The sequence below is a fragment of the Actinoplanes sp. NPDC021490 genome (assembly GCF_055562135.1).
Map to the genome: position 1 here is coordinate 215,893 of NZ_JBVHFW010000006.1, position 16,025 is coordinate 231,917.

20 protein-coding genes, 2 pseudogenes and 1 riboswitch are annotated in these 16,025 nt (G+C 71.0%); of the genes and pseudogenes, 9 read left to right on the plus strand and 13 right to left on the minus strand.

From position 1 onward, the window contains the following. Nucleotides 1–27 precede the first annotated feature (27 nt). A complete protein-coding gene (locus ACZ3I4_RS18960) occupies nt 28–1,098 on the minus strand; it encodes an adenosine deaminase (RefSeq protein ID WP_465383245.1) in 1,071 nt (356 codons plus the stop codon). A gap of 48 nt (nt 1,099–1,146) precedes the next feature. Continuing rightward, nucleotides 1,147–1,222: riboswitch (S-adenosyl-L-homocysteine riboswitch) on the minus strand. A gap of 107 nt (nt 1,223–1,329) precedes the next feature. Between ACZ3I4_RS18960 and ACZ3I4_RS18965 the strand changes: the two genes are divergently transcribed. Next, entirely contained in the window at nt 1,330–1,815 is a 486-nt protein-coding gene (locus ACZ3I4_RS18965) for a GNAT family N-acetyltransferase (protein ID WP_465383246.1), read from the plus strand. A 16-nt stretch (nt 1,816–1,831) separates the two neighbouring features. Here the strand turns inward: ACZ3I4_RS18965 and ACZ3I4_RS18970 are convergent, their stop codons facing one another. Next, nucleotides 1,832–2,311, minus strand: a complete 480-nt coding sequence (locus tag ACZ3I4_RS18970) for an endonuclease VII domain-containing protein (protein ID WP_465383247.1) — start codon at nt 2,309–2,311, stop codon at nt 1,832–1,834. Between the two features lie 10 nt (nt 2,312–2,321). Between ACZ3I4_RS18970 and ACZ3I4_RS18975 the strand changes: the two genes are divergently transcribed. Beyond that, nucleotides 2,322–3,278, plus strand: coding sequence for a tyrosine-type recombinase/integrase (locus ACZ3I4_RS18975; protein ID WP_465383248.1), 957 nt, complete (start codon nt 2,322–2,324; stop codon nt 3,276–3,278). Nucleotide 3,279: 1 nt separating this feature from the next. Here ACZ3I4_RS18975 and ACZ3I4_RS18980 read toward each other — a convergent pair whose 3' ends face one another. Beyond that, nucleotides 3,280–3,705: an organic hydroperoxide resistance protein gene (locus tag ACZ3I4_RS18980; RefSeq protein ID WP_465383249.1), complete on the minus strand. Its 426-nt coding sequence runs from the start codon at nt 3,703–3,705 to the stop codon at nt 3,280–3,282. 12 nt (nt 3,706–3,717) lie between these two features. After that, nucleotides 3,718–4,140 (minus strand): MarR family winged helix-turn-helix transcriptional regulator, encoded by a 423-nt coding sequence (locus ACZ3I4_RS18985; protein ID WP_465383250.1) that lies wholly within the window; start codon nt 4,138–4,140, stop codon nt 3,718–3,720. A 65-nt stretch (nt 4,141–4,205) separates the two neighbouring features. Between ACZ3I4_RS18985 and ACZ3I4_RS18990 the strand changes: the two genes are divergently transcribed. Next, on the plus strand, nt 4,206–4,730 hold the full coding sequence (locus tag ACZ3I4_RS18990; RefSeq protein WP_465383251.1) for a GNAT family N-acetyltransferase: 525 nt from the start codon (nt 4,206–4,208) through the stop codon (nt 4,728–4,730). Here the strand turns inward: ACZ3I4_RS18990 and ACZ3I4_RS18995 are convergent. After that, nucleotides 4,727–5,500, minus strand: a complete 774-nt coding sequence (locus ACZ3I4_RS18995) for an endonuclease/exonuclease/phosphatase family protein (RefSeq protein WP_465383252.1) — start codon at nt 5,498–5,500, stop codon at nt 4,727–4,729. The genes ACZ3I4_RS18990 and ACZ3I4_RS18995 overlap by 4 nt on opposite strands. Nucleotides 5,501–5,635: 135 nt before the next feature. On the opposite strand from ACZ3I4_RS18995, the gene ACZ3I4_RS19000 reads away from it, so the two are divergent. Both ACZ3I4_RS19000 and ACZ3I4_RS19005 read left to right on the plus strand, forming a co-directional pair. After that, nucleotides 5,636–6,097 (plus strand): heme-degrading domain-containing protein, encoded by a 462-nt coding sequence (locus ACZ3I4_RS19000; protein ID WP_465383253.1) that lies wholly within the window; start codon nt 5,636–5,638, stop codon nt 6,095–6,097. 46 nt (nt 6,098–6,143) lie between these two features. After that, complete coding sequence (locus ACZ3I4_RS19005) at nt 6,144–7,103, plus strand: NAD-dependent epimerase/dehydratase family protein (protein ID WP_465383254.1); 960 nt, start codon at nt 6,144–6,146, stop codon at nt 7,101–7,103. Here the strand turns inward: ACZ3I4_RS19005 and ACZ3I4_RS19010 are convergent. Then, entirely contained in the window at nt 7,092–8,036 is a 945-nt protein-coding gene (locus tag ACZ3I4_RS19010) for a threonine ammonia-lyase (RefSeq protein WP_465383255.1), read from the minus strand. The two genes, ACZ3I4_RS19005 and ACZ3I4_RS19010, sit on opposite strands and share 12 nt — an antisense overlap. Nucleotides 8,037–8,081: 45 nt before the next feature. Between ACZ3I4_RS19010 and ACZ3I4_RS19015 the strand changes: the two genes are divergently transcribed. Then, nucleotides 8,082–8,825 carry an alpha/beta fold hydrolase gene (locus ACZ3I4_RS19015; protein WP_465383256.1) on the plus strand — a complete coding sequence of 248 codons (744 nt, stop codon included), beginning with the start codon at nt 8,082–8,084 and terminating at the stop codon, nt 8,823–8,825. Here the strand turns inward: ACZ3I4_RS19015 and ACZ3I4_RS19020 are convergent. Further along, a complete protein-coding gene (locus tag ACZ3I4_RS19020) occupies nt 8,822–9,808 on the minus strand; it encodes an AraC family transcriptional regulator (protein WP_465383257.1) in 987 nt (328 codons plus the stop codon). The two genes, ACZ3I4_RS19015 and ACZ3I4_RS19020, sit on opposite strands and share 4 nt — an antisense overlap. 40 nt (nt 9,809–9,848) lie before the next feature. Here ACZ3I4_RS19020 and ACZ3I4_RS19025 point away from each other — a divergent pair, with 40 nt between their 5' ends. Further along, nucleotides 9,849–10,583, plus strand: coding sequence for an SDR family oxidoreductase (locus ACZ3I4_RS19025; protein WP_465383258.1), 735 nt, complete (start codon nt 9,849–9,851; stop codon nt 10,581–10,583). A 20-nt stretch (nt 10,584–10,603) separates the two neighbouring features. Here ACZ3I4_RS19025 and ACZ3I4_RS19030 read toward each other — a convergent pair whose 3' ends face one another. The 5 genes from ACZ3I4_RS19030 to ACZ3I4_RS19050 form a co-directional block, all read right to left on the minus strand. Then, nucleotides 10,604–11,461 (minus strand): sigma-70 family RNA polymerase sigma factor, encoded by an 858-nt coding sequence (locus ACZ3I4_RS19030; protein WP_465383259.1) that lies wholly within the window; start codon nt 11,459–11,461, stop codon nt 10,604–10,606. A gap of 105 nt (nt 11,462–11,566) precedes the next feature. Continuing rightward, entirely contained in the window at nt 11,567–12,178 is a 612-nt protein-coding gene (locus ACZ3I4_RS19035) for a response regulator transcription factor (protein ID WP_465383260.1), read from the minus strand. After that, complete coding sequence (locus ACZ3I4_RS19040) at nt 12,175–13,272, minus strand: sensor histidine kinase (protein ID WP_465383261.1); 1,098 nt, start codon at nt 13,270–13,272, stop codon at nt 12,175–12,177. The genes ACZ3I4_RS19035 and ACZ3I4_RS19040 overlap by 4 nt, the downstream gene beginning before the upstream one ends. Before the next feature lie 17 nt (nt 13,273–13,289). Next, on the minus strand, nt 13,290–14,078 hold the full coding sequence (locus ACZ3I4_RS19045) for an ABC transporter permease (protein ID WP_465383262.1): 789 nt from the start codon (nt 14,076–14,078) through the stop codon (nt 13,290–13,292). Continuing rightward, the gene (locus ACZ3I4_RS19050) at nt 14,075–15,013 is read right to left on the minus strand and encodes an ABC transporter ATP-binding protein (protein WP_465383263.1); all 939 of its coding nucleotides are present in this window, start codon (nt 15,011–15,013) and stop codon (nt 14,075–14,077) included. Before ACZ3I4_RS19050 ends, ACZ3I4_RS19045 begins: the two co-directional genes overlap by 4 nt. A 117-nt stretch (nt 15,014–15,130) precedes the next feature. On the opposite strand from ACZ3I4_RS19050, the gene ACZ3I4_RS19055 reads away from it, so the two are divergent. Then, entirely contained in the window at nt 15,131–15,655 is a 525-nt protein-coding gene (locus tag ACZ3I4_RS19055) for a 2'-5' RNA ligase family protein (RefSeq protein ID WP_465383264.1), read from the plus strand. Nucleotides 15,656–15,672: 17 nt separating this feature from the next. On the opposite strand, the pseudogene ACZ3I4_RS19060 reads toward ACZ3I4_RS19055, so the two are convergent. Beyond that, nucleotides 15,673–15,912, minus strand: a pseudogene (locus tag ACZ3I4_RS19060) (MMPL family transporter); the annotation flags it as partial. 5 nt (nt 15,913–15,917) lie between these two features. Here ACZ3I4_RS19060 and ACZ3I4_RS19065 point away from each other — a divergent pair. Next, nucleotides 15,918–16,019, plus strand: a pseudogene (locus ACZ3I4_RS19065) (DNA-binding response regulator); the annotation flags it as partial. Nucleotides 16,020–16,025 lie beyond the last annotated feature (6 nt).

Here is a 16,025-nt window from a genome sequence, read left to right on the forward strand (position 1 = left end):
CACGGATGGCGCCGGCTTCGGCGGCGGTCATCGGGACTCTCCCACGATCTGGCTGGCCGCCGCGGCCGCGCGGCACGTGAACACCTCGAGATAGTTGTCGGTCTCGGCCAGCACGGCGGCCTTGCCCGGATCGTCGAGGAACGAGTACCGCACAGCCTGGCGCGCCAGCTCGGCGACACCGTGCTCCTGCAGGTCGAGCAAGTCCGCGGCCACCTGGTACTCCCGATTCAGGGTGGTGGAGAACATGGGCGGGTCGTCGGAGTTGATGGTGACCGGCACACCCGCGGCCACCAACTGCGGCAGTGGATGCTCGGCCAGTGACGGTACCGAGCGGGTGCAGGCATTGGATGTCGGACACACCTCCAGGGCGATGTCGTGCTCGCGGAGATGTGCCATCAACTCGGAATCGAGGGCGGCGGCGATGCCATGGCCGATGCGCTCCGCGCCGAGGTGGCGTACGGCGTCCCAGACGGTCTGCGGGCCGGTCGACTCACCGGCGTGCGGGACGCTGTGCAACCCGGCTGCACGGGCGGCGGCGAAATGGCCGGCGTACCGGGCGCGGGGGATTCCCGCCTCCGGGCCGCCCAGCCCGAAACTGACCAGCCCGTCCGGCCGCTGCTTGAGCGCCACCTCCAGGGTGACGTCGGCGCCGGTCATCGTGGGCTCGCCCGGGATGTCGAAACACCAGCGCAGCTGGATGCCGTGGTCACGCGCGGCCCGCCGCCGGGCATCCTCCACCGCCTCGCAGTACGCCTCGGCCGGAATGCCCCGCACGATCGACGAGTACGGGGTCAGCGTCACCTCGGCGTACCGCACCGACTGGGCGCCAAGACCAGCGCCGATGTCGTAGGTCAGCGTGGCCACATCCTCGGCGTCACGGATCAGATCCACCACCGACAGGTACACCTCGACGAAGTGCGCGAAGTCAGTGAACGTGAAGTACTCGGCCAGCAACGCCGGATCGGCCGGCACGGACGTAGTCCCGGCATGCCGCTCGGCCAGGCGAGCCACGGTCTGCGGTGTTGCCGAGCCGACGTGGTGGACGTGCAGTTCCACCTTGGGTAGCCCGGTAATGAAGTCAGTCAGGCCCATTGCCATGTGCACGACCCCCAGCGCGAGTTATCCGCTGGGAAAGGCGACCTCCCCAGCGGGGAGGCGCCCTTGGACCGTAGAACGGACCGAGCGTGGCGGATGATCATCCGTCGCAGCGCCTCTCGACCCGCATCGGCACGCTAACAAGCCCGAACGGCGGCCGACAACCCCACGCGCTCGCAGGCCCGTAAGCGAGGGGGAGTGCACCGCCTCACATCGAACACTGACAATGCCGGAATGAAGATCCGAGAGGCCGGCCCCGCCGACGTGCCGGCAATCGTGCAAATCGGGCACGAGACGTGGCCGCTGACCTACGCGTACGCCGGCCCCGACTACATCAAACACGGGCTGAACGCCTGGTGGTCGCCCGAGGCCATCGAGCGAAGCCTGCTGATCACCACCGTGCTGATCGCCGACGACGAGAGCGGCCGGCCGATCGCCACCGGAAACGTCGACCTGCGCGGCGAAGCAGCAGTCATCTGGAAGCTGTACGTCGTCCCGCGCGCCCAGGGGACCGGCGTCGGCTCGGTGCTGCTGAGAGAACTTCTCGTACGCGCCGGCGACAAGCCGATGCGCCTGGCCTACGCCGACGGCAACGAACGCGCGGCCGGCTTCTACACAGCGCACGGTTTCCGCGAACTCAGACGTGACCCGAGCGATCAGCCTGGATGGCCCGGCGCGGTCTGGCTGGAGCGTCCCATCGACAAAATATCAGGTCGATAATCGACATTCTGTCAACCTAGCGTTGAGAGCGGAGGTAGTCGGCGCAACCTTCGAGCAGCAGCGGCTGCTCCTTTGCTATGCCGATCACTCGGTTGCACGCCGAGCAAAGCAGCCCACGGATTCTCCCCGTCGAGTGGCAATGATCGACCTGCAACGGGAACGGCGTCGCTTTGGAGCCGTCGCGGCGAGGCCGTCCGCTGCGCGGCACTTCGAGCTCGCTCTCGTGTGTTCCACATGCCGCGCATCGGTGCCCCTGGGCGGCGAGCATCCTGTCGTATTCGTCCACCCTGATCCGGTAGAGCCGCCATAGATTCATGCGCCGCACCGATGCCGCGTCTCTGGGTGGCGTCGTTCGCTTGCGCTCAGCATTGATCTTGCTCCGACAGTCCAGGCATGTGGGGTCAGCCTTGGTCGCCTGCCACCCGAAGTCAGGCTTGGGTTTCGACGTCGAGCATCGCCGGCAGACGCTACGTAAGTTCGTGTATGAATGCTGCATACTATTACATATGCATGAAACCCAAAGTTTTCTCGCGAAGGACCTGATTCAGGATTTTCTGGCGGCTCGGGCTACGCGGAAGCCGTCGGTTCATACGCTTCAGGCGTACGAGCGGGATTTGAACTTGGTTGTCGGGCTGATCGGCTCGGAGGGGGTCACTCTCGGTGACCTCTCCCCTCGTCTGCTGCGCGGTGCCTTTGCCCGTTTTGCGAGCACGCGGGCGCCGGCGTCGGTGGCGCGGGCGTGGACGAGCTGGAATGCGTTCTTCACGTTTCTGGTGACTGAGCAGATTGTGGCCGGTAATCCGATGTCGGCGGTGGACAAGCCGCGGGCGGCGGCCCACTCCCCCAAGCCGTTGCGGGGTGAGGACACTCCGGAGCAGTTGCTGGTGGCGGTGAGTAAGGCGGATGACCGTCAGCGGGATCCGTGGCCGGAGCGGGATGTGGCGGTTCTGGCGTTGGCTTTGTGTGCGGGTTTGCGGTTGTCGGAGTTGCTGGCGTTGCGGGTGGGGTCGTTTCTGGGGCGTCCGGGTGAGCGGCGGGTGGAGGTGGCGGGTAAGGGTGGGCGTCCGCGGACGGTGCCGGTGGAGCCGGAGCTGGATGCGGTGGTGCAGCGGTATGTGGAGAGCCGGCGGGTGCGGTTCGGGCGGGTGCGGCCGGATGAGGCGTTGATGGTGGATCGTAAGGGCGCTCCGCTGCAGCGTGGTGGTCTGCAGTATTTGGTGAGCTCGTGTTATCGGCGGGCGGGTGTGAATGATCGGGTGCCGAAGGGTGCTCAGTTGCATGCTTTGCGGCACACGTTTGCGACGCGGCTGGCTGAGGACGGGGCGAATGCCAGCGAGATCATGCGGTTGCTGGGGCATGCGTCGCTGGCGACGTCGCAGAACTACATCGAGGTGACGGCGGAGCAGCAGCGCGCGGCTGTACGGGCGAACCGTACGAACCGCGCGCTGGGGCAGTTGGGGTGAGTCAGGCGACGGAGAGTTTGACGTCGATGTTGCCGCGGGTGGCGTTGGAGTAGGGGCAGACCTGGTGGGCGGCTTCGAGGAGCTGGAGGGCCTTGTCGTTGTCGACGCCGGCGAGTTCGGCTTCGATGGTGGCGTTGAGCTGGAAGCCGGGGGTGCCGTCGGTTTTGGGGCCGATGCCGACGTCGACGGTGATGGCGGTGTCGGTGAGGTCGATCTTCTCGTTGCGGGCGACGAGTTTGAGGGCGCTGTGGAAGCAGGCGGCGTAGCCGGCGGCGAAGAGTTGTTCGGGGTTGCTGTGGGCGCCGCCGGGGCCGCCCATTTCCTTGGGGACGGCGAGGTCGAAGTCGAGGACGCCGTCGCTGCTGCGGACGTGGCCGTTGCGGCCGTCGCCGGAGGCGGTGGCGGAGGCGGTGTAGAGCGTGGACATGTGGTGGTCCTTTCAGGTGGCGCCGCGGAGGCGGCTCAGCAGGTGGGTGAGCTGGTGGATTTCGTCTTCGGTGAGGTCGACGGCGCAGGCGATGCGGGCGGGCAGGTCGGAGAGTTCGTCGCGTAGGTGCCGGCCGGTGTCGGTGAGGGTGACGTCGACGGTGCGTTCGTCGGTGCTTCCCCGGGTGCGGCGTACGTGTCCGGCGGTTTCGAGTCTTTTGAGCAGGGGCGAGAGGGTGCCGCTGTCGAGGTGGAGCTGGTGGCCGAGGTCGCGGACGGTGGTGGGTCCGTGGTCCCAGAGGGCGACCAGGACGAGGAGTTGTGGGTAGGTGAGGCCGTGTGGTTCGAGGATGGGCCGGTAGATCGCGGTCATCGCGCGGCTGGCGGCGTAGAGCTGGAAGCAGACCATCTGCTCGAGCGCGCTCGGGGTGACCATGCGGAGAACGGTAGTGCGCAATTCAGTTGTGCGCAATTGGTGTGTGGCGTTGGTCGCAACTCTGTGTGATCCTTGCCGGCGTGCCGGATATCCGTTTCGTACAGCTCTCCCCCGTCGCGTTGTCGGCGTTGATCGCGGGTGACCTGGCCGCCGCCAGTGCCGCGGCGGGTGCTGCCTTGAGCCCGTACCTGGTGGATGAGGCCTGGTTGTGGCGTATCCGCCTGGCCGAGCTGGAGGCCGATCCGGCGCGGGCGGAGTGGATCGCCCGGGCGGCGGTGGCCGAGCCGGAGGGTGTAACTGTCGGTCACGGAGGGTTTCATGGGCCGCCGGATGATGACGGTGTGGTCGAGGTGGCCTATTCGGTGGATCCGGGGCATCGGCGTAAGGGGTACGCCAAGGCGATGCTGCGGTCGCTGCTGGAGCGCGCCGACGCCGATCCGCGGGTGTCGGCGGTGCGGGCGAGTATCCGTCCCGACAATGTGGGGTCGCGGGCGACGATCGCCGGGTTCGGTTTCCGCAAGATCGGTGAGCAGTGGGATCCGTTGGACGGCCTGGAGGATGTGTTCCTGCGCAGGTGCGCCGGCCGTTAGCGGTCGAGCTGGACGATCAGCGGCAGGTGGTCGGAGACCGGCGGGCGGGGTGTGGAGACCTGCACGACGCGGCCGAGGGCGTCCATGCCGCGGGGGTCGGCCAGGATGTGGTCGAGTTGGGCGCGGGGCATGGGGCTGGGGAAGGTGGCGGCCCGGCCGAGGGGGCGCCAGCCGGTGACGGCCCGTACGGGGCGGGTCGGCATGTTGAGGTCTCCGAGCAGCACCCGGGGGGCGGGCAGAGCACGGAGGGCCCGTACGGCGTGGCGTAGTTGCCGCAGGTTCCAGCCGGGCACGAAGGACAGGTGGGTGGTGGCCACGGTCATCGGGCCGCGGGGGGTGTCGAGGACGGCGGCCAGCAGCACGCGGGGTTCGTCCTGCAGCAGTCGCAGCCCGTTGTCGGGGTCGTAGATGGGTGAGCGCATGGGGGCGCCGGGCAGGGTGGTGATCTGCCAGCGGGTGACCGGGTAGCGGCTGACCAGCGCGATGCCGTACAGGGGGTGTTCGTTGTCGTCGTCGCTGCGCCAGGGTTGCCAGGTCTCCCCCGGTGTGCCGACGACGGCGGCCGCGAACCGGTGGACGGGGGCGCCGAGGGCGTCGGCGGCGATGGCGGTGAGGTCGAGCAGGCCGCTGCGGGGTTGAGCCCGGTCGACTTCCTGCAGGCCGAGGACGTCGGCGTCGAGGTCGGCGATCGCCGCGGCGACCCGGTCGGCGTGTACCGTGCCGTCGGACAGTGATCGTCCGTGCAGCAGGTTGAAGGTGGCCAGGCGCACGAGATACGACCTTAGCCAAGACGGGGGCGGCGATGTTCATCAAGATGCTGTGCTGTTCGGCGCTGGTGTTCGTGGCGGTGGCGGCGATGGGCATCTGGCTGCAGCGCCGGCGTGGCAAGTGACGATAATGCGTTCATGACTCAGGAATTGATCGCCGAGCTGGAGGCTCAGGAGGCCGAGCTCGAGCTGGCCCGTTTCGACAATGCGGACGCGTGGCGGCTGGGCAGTCTGCTGGTGCAGCTGGCGGGGCAGCGGTCGCTGCCAGTGGCGATCGACATCCGGCGCGGGGCGCAGCAGCTGTTCCATGCGGGTCTGGCGGGCAGTGTGGCCGACAACGACCGGTGGATCGAGCGCAAGGTGCGGGTGGTGGAGCGTTACGGCGCTTCGTCGTATCTGGTGGGCCGTCGTCTGGCCGTGAAGGGTCAGGAGCTGGATGCGGGCATGGGTGTCGACCCGGCGGATTATGCGGCGCACGGCGGGGCGTTCCCGATCCGGATCCGCGATGTCGGGGTGGTGGGGGTGGTGACCGTGTCGGGTCTGCCGCAGGCCGAGGATCACGCGCTGGTGGTGGAGGCGTTGCGGGCGTTTCGCTCGTAGCGAGAAAACCTTCCGGAGCCCGTACGGGGGAAGGCAGGGTCGGCGCATGAGATTGCTGATCCTGGGCGGGTCCGGCTTTGTGGGCCGGGCTGTGGCCGACGAGGCTGTGGGCCGCGGGTATGACGTGACCGTCTTCAACCGGGGTTCCAAGGGCGCGCCGGCCGGGGTGCGGGCCTTGACCGGGGATCGCCTGGGTGACTTGGGGGCGTTGGCTGCGGGGACGTGGGACGCGGTCGTGGACACCTGGTCGGCGCAGGGTGAGGTGGTCCGGCGTACGGCGGAGCTGCTCAGCGGCCGGGCGGGCTACTACTCGTATGTGTCGAGCCGGTCGGTGTATGCGGGAACCGGGCCCGAGAAGGCCGAGCAGGCGCCCCTGGTGGACATCGCGGACGAGGGGTATGCCGGGGACAAGCTGCGCGGTGAGCGGGGTGCGGCCGTGTTCGACGGTCCGGTGCTGCTCGGGCGGGCGGGGCTGATTCTGGGCCCGTACGAGGACATCGGTCGTCTGCCGTGGTGGCTCAACCGGCTGGCTCGGGGCGGGCCGACTCTGGCGCCGGGGCCGCGGGATCTGGGGTTGCAGTACATCGACGCCCGGGACCTGGCCGTTTTCGTGCTGGACATGGCGGCGCGGCGGGCCGGGGGCGCGTTCAATCTGGTCAGCCGGCCCGGGCATACCACCATGGGTGAGCTGCTGGACACGGCGAACGAGGTGACCGGTGGGCGGGCCGGGCTGCGCTGGGTCGATCCGGGCGTGATCGAGGCGGCCGGGATCGAGCCGTGGAGCCAGTTGCCGATCTATCTGCCGCCCGGTGAGCTGCACGCGTTCCTGCACCAGGGGGACGTGAGTAAGGCGTACGGGCAAGGTCTGGTCTGCCGTCCGGTGCGCGAGACGGTCGAGGACACATGGGTGTGGTTGCAGGGCCTCGGGGGGCAGGCGCCGCAGCGTGGGGACCGGCCGCGGGTCGGGCTGGATCCGGCGGTGGAGGCGAAGGTGTTAGGCGAGTAGCTCGGCCAGGCGGGCGGCGCCGATGTTGCCCCCGGAGATGATCACGCCGATGCGGCCGGGGGTGATGTGGCCGGCGAGCAGGGCGGCCAGGCCGCTGGCGCCGCTGGGTTCCATGACGAGTTTGAGGCGGTCGACGGCGAAGCGCAGCGCGTAGCGGATCTGGTCGTCGCTGACCAGCACGATCTCGTCGACCAGCCGCTTGTTGATGGAGTAGGTGAGTTCGCCCGGGATGGGGGCGGCCTGCCCGTCGGCGATGGTGCGGGGCACGGGGACGGCGATCCGCTCCCCCGCGGCCAGCGACAGGTAGGTGTCGTTGCCGGCTTCGGGTTCGACGCCGATGACGCGGATGCCGGGTTGCAGGCCCTTGGCGGCGATGCTGCTGCCGGCGATGAGCCCGCCCCCGCCGACCGGTACGACGATCGCGTCGAGGTCGCCGGTGTCGGCGAGCAGTTCGAGGGCGGCGGTGCCCTGCCCGGCGATGACGTCGGGGTGCTCGTACGGGGGGATCAGCGTGAGCCCGCGGTCGGCGGCCAGCGCCTGCCCGATCTGTTCGCGGTTGCCGGTGTACCGGTCGTAGGTGATGATCTCGGCGCCGTACCCGGCGACGGCGTCGAGTTTGGACGGCGGGGTGTCTTCGGGCATGACGATGACGGCGGTGGTGCCGAGTTCGCGGGCCGACAGGGCGACGGCCTGGGCGTGGTTGCCCGAGGAGTAGGCGGCGATGCCGCGGGCCAGCTGGCCGGGGGCGAGTTTGCGGATGGCGTTGTAGGCGCCGCGGAACTTGAACGCGCCGACGCGCTGCAGGTTTTCGGCCTTGAGGTGGACCTGGGAGCCGGTGCGGGCGTCCAGGGTGCGCGACCGGATGACCGGGGTGCGGTGGGCGACCCCGTCGATGCGTTCGGCGGCGTCGCGGACGTCGGACAGCGTGACCATAAGTCGTTTCCCCCCGGGCCGGTCCGTGGCGTAGCGTGCGCGCCGATGACGCTATCGCATGATTCTTACGGTTCCGGCCCGGCGGTTCTGCTGCTGCATTCGACGGTGTGCGATCGCCGCATGTGGGATCCGCAGGTCGGGGCTCTGCCCGGCCGGGTGATCCGGTGCGATCTTCCCGGGTACGGCGACACGCCGGTGGCGTCCCCGCCGGTCGACACGGCCGCGCTGGCGCTGGAGCTCGCCGGTCCGGGGCCGGTGGCGCTGGTCGGTTCGTCGGGCGGGGGCCTGGTCGCGCTGGAGATCGCCGCGCGGTGGCCGTCGCGGGTGTCGGCCCTGGCGTTGCTGTGCACGGCGGCGCCGTCGCTGAACCCGACGCCGGTGCTGCGGGGCCTGTGGGATCAGGAGAACGCGTTGCTCGAGAAGGGCGACGTGGCGGCGGCAACCGAGCTGATGGTGCGGTCGTTCGTGGGGCCGCGCGCCTCCGGCGAGGTGCGCGATTTCGTGGGGCGGATGCAGCGGCACGCGTACGAGGTGCAGCTGGCCGCCGGGGACGTCGAGGAGTTCGAGGCCGACTGGTCGGTGGGCACGATCACCGCGCCGGCGCTGCTGGTGTCGGGGGCGCACGACCTGCCGGAGTTCCGGGAGGTCGCCGTCGACCTGGCGGGGCGTCTGCCGGGGGCGCGGCATGTGGAGCTGGAGTGGGCGGGCCATCTGCCGAACCTGGAGGACCCGGAGCCGGTCAACGAGCTGCTGACCGGCTTCCTGCGATCTGTCGGCACCGGGGCCTAGTGCGCCCGTGCTGTCCGATCGTCCGAGGCGTCGCGGTACTGCTTGGGTGAGGCGCCGACCACTCGCCGGAAGGCCGTGCTGAAGGCGCTCTCGGATTCGTAGCCGGTGGCGACGGCGAGTTCGGAGATCGAGCGGGTGTTGCGGCGCAGGGCGTCGCGGGCCAGGCTCATGCGCCACTGGATCAGATACTCCCCCGGTGCGGTGCCGAGCTGTTTCTTGAAGGCGGCGGCGAACGCCGAGCGGGACATGCGGGCGATGCCAGCCAGTTCCTGCAGGCTCCAGCGGCGCGAGACGTCGGCGTGCAGAGCGCGCAGGGCCGCACCGACGCCGTCGTCGCACAGGGCCCCCAGCCAGCCGGCCGGGTGGCCGGTCTGGTTGACGTGCGCGCGCAGCACGTGCACCAGAAGGATCTGCACGAGGTGGTCGAGCACCAGGGAGCTGCCGGCGGTGCGGTTCTTCGCCTCGATGCTGAGCAGCTGAGCCACCTGGGCCAGCTGTCTGTTGCGCTGCTCGCCTGCCCGGACGTGCAGGAGTCGTGGGAGCACGTCGATCAGCATGGTGGCGTTGGCCTCGTCGAACCAGAACTGCCCGCCGCACAGGCCGAAGTCCGCATCTGCCTCGGCGCCGAGGCGCACCCGGCCGTTCACGGCCGTCTCCCACAGGGCCTGCGCCGGCCGCGGTTCGACGGTGAGGGAGCTGGCCAGCCGGTACGCCGGAGAGTTGACGACCAGGAAGAGGTCGCCTTCGCGCAGGCGCACGGGTTCGCTGTCGTCCTCGAACACCAGCCAGCACTCACCCCGATCAACACCTCCGAGGCGCACGTGCGCGAACGACTCGAAGCTCAGCGCCCACGGCCCGGCCGCGCCGAAGTCCGGATAGACCTCCGTGCGGGGACGGAGCAGGGCGATGGCGGCGGCGAGCGGGTCACCGGACTCCAGCGGCACCCCCGCCTTGGACGATACGTAAGAAACCCCGGACTCCACGTTATGGATCGTACAGCCAGCCGGATTCAGGATTGTTCTCATGACCACCACGCATCAGACCGCGCTTGTCACGGGCGCCAACAAGGGCATCGGCTTCGAGACCGCCCGTCAGCTCGCCCGGCAGGGATTCACCGTCTGGCTGGGATGCCGTGACCAGGGCCGGGGCGGGGCGGCCGCCAAGGAGCTGGCCGCCGACGGCGACGTCCGCTTCGTCCGCCTCGACGTGACCGGCACCGCCGGCATCCAGGCCGCCCGGGAGCACATCGCCCAGCAGAGCGGCGTGCTGGACGTCCTGATCAACAACGCGGGCATCGCCCTCGGGGATCAGGACGGCCCGCCCAGCACGGTCACGTCCGAGACGATCGCGACAACGCTGGACGTGAACTTCTACGGCATGCTGCGTGTCACCCAGGCCTTCCTGCCGCTCGTGCGCCAGGCGCGGGCCGGGCGCATCGTGAACGTGAGCAGCTCGATGGGCTCGCTGAGCATGCTGACCGCCCCCGGGCAGCCGCTGGCGCCGTTCGGCATGAGCTACGCCTACGCCACGTCCAAGACCCTGGTGAGCACCCTCACCGGCTGGTTAGCCGTCGAGCTGAAGGACACGCCGGTGAAGGTGAACGCGGTGTGCCCCGGGTTCAACGCCACCGACATGAACGGCCACATGGGCACCCAGCACCCGTCCGAGGGCGCGAAGGTTGTCGTCCGGGCCGCCACGCTGCCGGCCGACGGGCCCAGCGGCAGCTTCTTCGACGCCGCCGGCCCGGTGGGCTGGTGACCGCCGGCGCTCACCCCGGCTCAGGCGGCGGTGCGCAGGCCGTGCAGGTCGGTGGCGCCCAGGCGGGACGCCATCGTGGTGCGGGCGGCGATCTTGGCGACGTAGAGGGCGCGTTTGCGGGCGACGCAGCCGTCCCGGCCGGGGGCGGCGGTGTGCTGCTGCTCCAGGTGGGTGCTCAGGCCGGCCTTGAGCAGGGCCAGGGCCTCGGTGCGCAGCTGCGAGACGCGTGACTCGGTGACGCCGAGGTCGGCGGCGACCTCGGCCAGGGGCCGCTCGCGCAGGTAGGAGGCCTCGACGACGTGGCGCAGCTTGTCGGGCAGCGCGGCGACGGCGTCGCTCAGGTAGCCGATGCGCTCGCGGTGCAGCAGCATCTCCTCGGGGTTGAGGGAGGTCTCGGTGACCATCTCCTCGGCGGTGCCGGCGGTGAAGCCCTGCAGCGAGAGCACGGCGGCGCGCTGCACGTCGTCCTGGGTGGTGGCGAGCTCGCCGACGGCGACGCCGAGCAGCGAGGCCAGTTCGGTGTCGGTGGGGGTGCGGCCCAGCTGCACGGTGAGTTCCTGGCGGGCCTGCTCGGCGCGGCGGGCGCGGGCGCGCACCGACCGGCTGGCCCAGTCCAGGCCGCGCAGCTCGTCGAGCAGGGCGCCCCGCACGCGGGTGGCCGCGAACCGGCCGAACGGGACGCCGCGGGCCGGGTCGTACGCGCGGGCGGCGGTGACCAGGGCGGTGTAGCCGGCCGAGGCGAGGTCGTCGCGGTGCACGTGCGGCGGAACCTTGAACAGCATCTCGCGGACCATGTGGCCGACCAGGGCCATGTTGTCGCGGATCAGGATCTCCTGGTCGCGGGTGACGGCCGGGTTCTCGGTCGGAAGCGTGTTCATGGTGGTTCTCCCCCTGTCGTTGCTGACAGGAAGAGACTTTTGTGGGCGCCGGGTGCAGGTTCCGGTGACCCACAGTTGCTACTTGGTTGCTCTACGGAAGAGTTCTCAAGTGAGCAGCCAGCCGTTCTCCACGGCCAGGCGGACGGCTTCGGCGCGGGTGCGGGCGCCGGTCTTGCCGATGGCCGCGGACAGGTGGTTGCGGACGGTTCCTTCCGACAGGTGCAGTTCGCGGGCGATGTCGGCGACGGTGCCGCCGTCGCGGGCGGCGCGCAGCACCCCGGTCTCGCGGTCGGTCAGCGGGGAGTCGCCCTGGGCCAGGGACTGGGCGGCCAGGGCGGGGTCGACGACGCGCAGCCCGTTGTTGACGCGGCGGACGGCGTCGGCGAGCTGACGGGCCGGGGTGTCCTTGACGATGAAGCCGCCCGCGCCGGCGGCCATGGCCTGGCGCAGGTAGCCGGCCCGGCCGAAGGTGGTGACCATCAGCACCCGGACGCCCGGCTGGACGGCCAGCAGGGCGCGGGCGGCGGCGACCCCGTCGAGGCCGGGCATCTCCACGTCGAGCAGGGCGACGTCGGGTTCGGTGGCCTGCGCGGCCGCGACCACCTCGTCGCCGCGGCCGACCTCGGCGACGACCTTGAGGTCGGGTTCCATGTCGAGCAGGGCGGCCATGGCCCCGCGGACGAGGGCCTGGTCGTCGGCGAGCAGCAGTTTGATCATGTTGGTACCTCCACGCGGACCCGGAATCCTGGTTCGTCGTCTCGTGTGCCGGCGGTGAAGATGCCGCCGGCGGCTTCGGCGCGGCGGCGCAGCCCGGCGAGTCCCTGCCCGGTCGGGCCGGGGTGGGCGCCGGGGCCGTCGTCGACGATTTCGACGCTGCCCGCGCTCAGCGAGACCCGGGCGTGGCGGGCGCCGCTGTGCCGGACCACGTTGGTGACGGCCTCACGGATCGTCCAGGCGAACAGTTCCCGGTTGCGGCTGGGCACCTCGTCGGCGGCGCCGGGCAGGTCCGCTTCCACGTTGGCGGCGGCCAGGGCTTCGCGGGCGGCGGCGATCTCGCCGGGCAGAGAGATTCCCCGTACGCCCATGGCGGTGGCCCGCACGTCGGCCAGGGCGTCGCGGGCCAGGGCTTCGAGGTCGCCGAGTTCCTTGCGGGCCCGGTCGAGGTCGACGTCGAGCAGCCGCTGGGCGAGTTCGGCCTTGACGGTCACCACGGTCAGCGAGTGGCCGAGGATGTCGTGCAGGTCGGCGGCGATGCGGGCCCGTTCGTCCTGCACCGCCCGTTCGGAGAGTTCGCGCTGGGCGATGACCAGGCGGGCCTGACGTTCGGTGGCCGCCCTTATCCCGTACGAGGCCAGGCCGCCGAGCAGCACGGCCAGGCCGTACCCGCCGTCGGCCCACCCGTCGACGACCCGCGGCAGGATTTCGGCCGCGGCGAACAGGGTGAGCGCGAACGGGGCGGCCTGCGGCAGGGGCAGGTTCACCACGGCCAGGGCGCCGATGTAGACCAGGCAGGTCAGGGCCTGATCACCGGCGCCGGGCAGCTGCAGCCCGAACAGGGCCAGCAGCAGGGCGATGCCGAGCCAGGTGCGCAGGGTGTGGCGGGGCGGGCGGACACCGCGGCGGATGTGCCGGGCCCGGGCGACCAGGACCAGGTAGGTGACCGCGAACACCGCCACCGATCCCAGCCCGGCGATCCGCCAGTACAGCGACGGCTGGGCGAGCAGGGCCTGCACGTTGCCGCTGAGGTAGAACAGCCAGACGGCGGCGAACACCCAGCCGTACTTCGGGGGGCCGCCCGCCGCCGTCGTCATGAGGCTGAACTTACGGGTCACACGCGGGCGGTGTCGCGGCGGAACCGCCACATCGCGCCCGCCGCGAACAGGGCGGTCCAGGCGACGACGTTGACCACGGCCAGCCACAGGGTGCCGTCGTGGGTCAGCGGGTAACGGGCGATCTCCCCGACCCCGTAGACGGGGGTGAACTTGGCGATCGTGGCGAAGGTGTGGCCGAGCTGGTCCAGCGGCACGAACAGCCCACCGGCGAACGACAGGACGGCCAGCACCGGGCCGAGGATCTGCATGACGTTCTCGCTGGGCAGCAGGTAGCCCATGAACAGGCCGAACGCGGCGAACACGAGCGCGCACACCCAGGCCAGCAGCCCGCACAGGATCCAGGCGGAGGCCGGCAGCTGCGCCCCCGACAGCGCGCCGACCACGAACGCGACGACCACCGACACCGCACCGATGATCATGGCGATGACCAGTTTCACGGCGATGTAGGCGGCCGGGCGCAGCGGGGTCAGCCGCAGCTGCCGGCTCCACCCGGCGGCCCGTTCGATCGAGACCATGGCGCCGCCGCTGGTGGTGGCCAGCATCGCGCCGTAGACGGCCATGCTGATCAGGATGTAGCCGGTGAGGTTGCCGCCGCCGACCCGTTCGGTCTTGTAGTCGCCGCTGGTGCCGAACAGCAGGAAGAACACGGCCGGCATGACCAGGGTGAACACGACGGTGCGGCGGTTGCGGACCATGCGGCGCAGCTCGAGGGCGATCATGCCCGCGCTGAACCCGCCGAGTTTCGGCAGGCTGCGTTCGGGCCGGGCCAGGGCGGTGGTGGTCATCGGGTCTCCTCGTCGGACGTCAGGGCCAGGAACGCGTCCTCCAGGTTGCGGCTGGTGATCTCCAGGTCCCGGGCGGTGGTGCGGGTGAGCAGGTGCCGGGCGATCGCGTCGCTGTCACGGCCGTGCAGGTAGACGGTGTCGCCGCGGACCTCGGCCTGTTCCACCCCGGCGATCGCGGTCAGGGCGGTCTCGTCGGCGCCGGGCAGGGTGGCGCGGACGGTGCGGCCGGCCGCCAGGGCCTTGACCTCGGCGGCGGTGCCGTCGGCGACGATGCGCCCGCGCCGCACGAACACGATCCGGTCGGCGTACGCGTCGGCCTCTTCCAGGTAGTGGGTGGCGAAGATGACGGTGCGGCCGCGGGCGGCGTCGTCGCGGATGGCCGACCAGAACTCGTGCCGGCCGGCGACGTCCATGCCGGTGGTCGGCTCGTCGAGGATCAGCAGTTCGGGGTCGGGCAGCAGCGCCATCGCGAACCGCAGCCGCTGCTGCTGCCCGCCGGAGCATTTGCCGACCAGGCGTTTGCCGATGCCGGTGAGCCCGGCCCGGTCGAGGGCGTCGGCGGCGGCCGAGCGGGGCCGGCCGAACAGCACCGCGGTCAGCCGGACGGTTTCCTCGACGGTGTAGTCCTTGAGCAGCCCGCCCGTCTGCATGACCGCGGAGATCAGGCCGAGCGCGACCGCCTCCTGCGGCGGCCGGCCGTAGACGGCGACGCGGCCCTGGCTGGGCTGCGACAGCCCGAGCAGCATGTCGACGGTGGTGGTCTTGCCGGCGCCGTTCGGGCCGAGCAGGGCGACCACCTCGCCGGGGCGGATGGTGAGCGTGATGCCGTCGACGGCGGTCACCGCGCCGAAGCGCTTGACCACGCCGTCCAGGTCGACCGCGGCCGTGGCGGTGCCGGGCGCGGCGGCGGCCCCGGGCGCAGTGGTGAGAGTCATGGGTTCAGCGTGGGCCGCCGGGCGGGGCGGCGCCGCTGCCGCGCGTCACGACGTGACCGTGACATTCGTCAGGGCCGGGCACTGGCGCGCCGCGGCCGCCTCGCCCAGAATGCGTCGATGGAACCGACCCACAGCGCGCTGATCGTCGCCGTCGCCGAGGCCGAACCGTACGTGGCCGCCCACCGCGACCGCCTCGACCGGGCCGCCTCGTGGGGAGTGCCCGCCCACATCACCGTGCTGTACCCGTTCCTGGCCCCGCCGGCCATCGACGAGCACGTCCTGGCCGGGCTGGCCCAGGCCGCGGCCGGGGTGCCCGCGTTCTTCTGCTCGCTGGCCTCGATCGGCTGGTTCGGGGAGCGGGTGGTGTGGCTGGCCCCGCACCCGGGCGAGCCGTTCCGGGCGCTCACCGCCGCGGTGAGCGCCCGGTTCCCGTCGGTGCGGCCCTACGACGGGCAGTTCGACGACATCGTCCCGCACCTGACGGTCGGCCACGACCATCCCGTGGCCGACCTGAAGGCCGCGGCCGACGCGGTCGGCGAGCATCTGCCCATCCCCTGCCGGATCACGTCGATGCGGCTGGCCGTCGGCGTCCCCGAGGGCGGCGCGTCCTGGTCGACCCTGGCCGAGTTCCCCCTGGGCTGAGCAGGCCCCCGGCCGGGTCAGCGCAGGGCCAGCTCCTGCGGTTCGGGCTCGCCGGCGGGCCGGGCGGCCAGGTGGCGGGTCAGTTTCCCGCCTTCCACGTCGACGTCGGGCAGCAGCCGGTCGAGCCAGCCCGGCAGCCACCACGCGGACCGGCCGAGCAACGTCATCACCGCCGGCACCAGGATCATCCGCACGACGATCGCGTCGAACAGGATCGCCACCCCGAGACCGAACCCGACCGACTTGATGATCGCTTCCGGGCCGGGCCATGGCCAAGCTGGAGGTCCGCGACCGCGCCCAGCTGGTCGTGCTGGCCTACCAGAGCGGCCTGGTTACCCCCGGGGATCCGCTGCCGGGCGGATAGGGTCGG

Coding starts and splice junctions, on each gene's coding strand:
- ACZ3I4_RS18960 (WP_465383245.1), bottom strand. CDS start 1,098: ATGGCAATGGGCCTGACTGACTTCATTACCGGGCTACCCAAGGTGGAA.
- ACZ3I4_RS18965 (WP_465383246.1), top strand. CDS start 1,330: ATGAAGATCCGAGAGGCCGGCCCCGCCGACGTGCCGGCAATCGTGCAA.
- ACZ3I4_RS18970 (WP_465383247.1), bottom strand. CDS start 2,311: ATGCAGCATTCATACACGAACTTACGTAGCGTCTGCCGGCGATGCTCG.
- ACZ3I4_RS18975 (WP_465383248.1), top strand. CDS start 2,322: ATGCATGAAACCCAAAGTTTTCTCGCGAAGGACCTGATTCAGGATTTT.
- ACZ3I4_RS18980 (WP_465383249.1), bottom strand. CDS start 3,705: ATGTCCACGCTCTACACCGCCTCCGCCACCGCCTCCGGCGACGGCCGC.
- ACZ3I4_RS18985 (WP_465383250.1), bottom strand. CDS start 4,140: ATGGTCACCCCGAGCGCGCTCGAGCAGATGGTCTGCTTCCAGCTCTAC.
- ACZ3I4_RS19000 (WP_465383253.1), top strand. CDS start 5,636: ATGACTCAGGAATTGATCGCCGAGCTGGAGGCTCAGGAGGCCGAGCTC.
- ACZ3I4_RS19005 (WP_465383254.1), top strand. CDS start 6,144: ATGAGATTGCTGATCCTGGGCGGGTCCGGCTTTGTGGGCCGGGCTGTG.
- ACZ3I4_RS19010 (WP_465383255.1), bottom strand. CDS start 8,036: ATGGTCACGCTGTCCGACGTCCGCGACGCCGCCGAACGCATCGACGGG.
- ACZ3I4_RS19015 (WP_465383256.1), top strand. CDS start 8,082: ATGACGCTATCGCATGATTCTTACGGTTCCGGCCCGGCGGTTCTGCTG.
- ACZ3I4_RS19025 (WP_465383258.1), top strand. CDS start 9,849: ATGACCACCACGCATCAGACCGCGCTTGTCACGGGCGCCAACAAGGGC.
- ACZ3I4_RS19030 (WP_465383259.1), bottom strand. CDS start 11,461: ATGAACACGCTTCCGACCGAGAACCCGGCCGTCACCCGCGACCAGGAG.
- ACZ3I4_RS19035 (WP_465383260.1), bottom strand. CDS start 12,178: ATGATCAAACTGCTGCTCGCCGACGACCAGGCCCTCGTCCGCGGGGCC.
- ACZ3I4_RS19040 (WP_465383261.1), bottom strand. CDS start 13,272: ATGACGACGGCGGCGGGCGGCCCCCCGAAGTACGGCTGGGTGTTCGCC.
- ACZ3I4_RS19045 (WP_465383262.1), bottom strand. CDS start 14,078: ATGACCACCACCGCCCTGGCCCGGCCCGAACGCAGCCTGCCGAAACTC.
- ACZ3I4_RS19050 (WP_465383263.1), bottom strand. CDS start 15,013: ATGACTCTCACCACTGCGCCCGGGGCCGCCGCCGCGCCCGGCACCGCC.
- ACZ3I4_RS19055 (WP_465383264.1), top strand. CDS start 15,131: ATGGAACCGACCCACAGCGCGCTGATCGTCGCCGTCGCCGAGGCCGAA.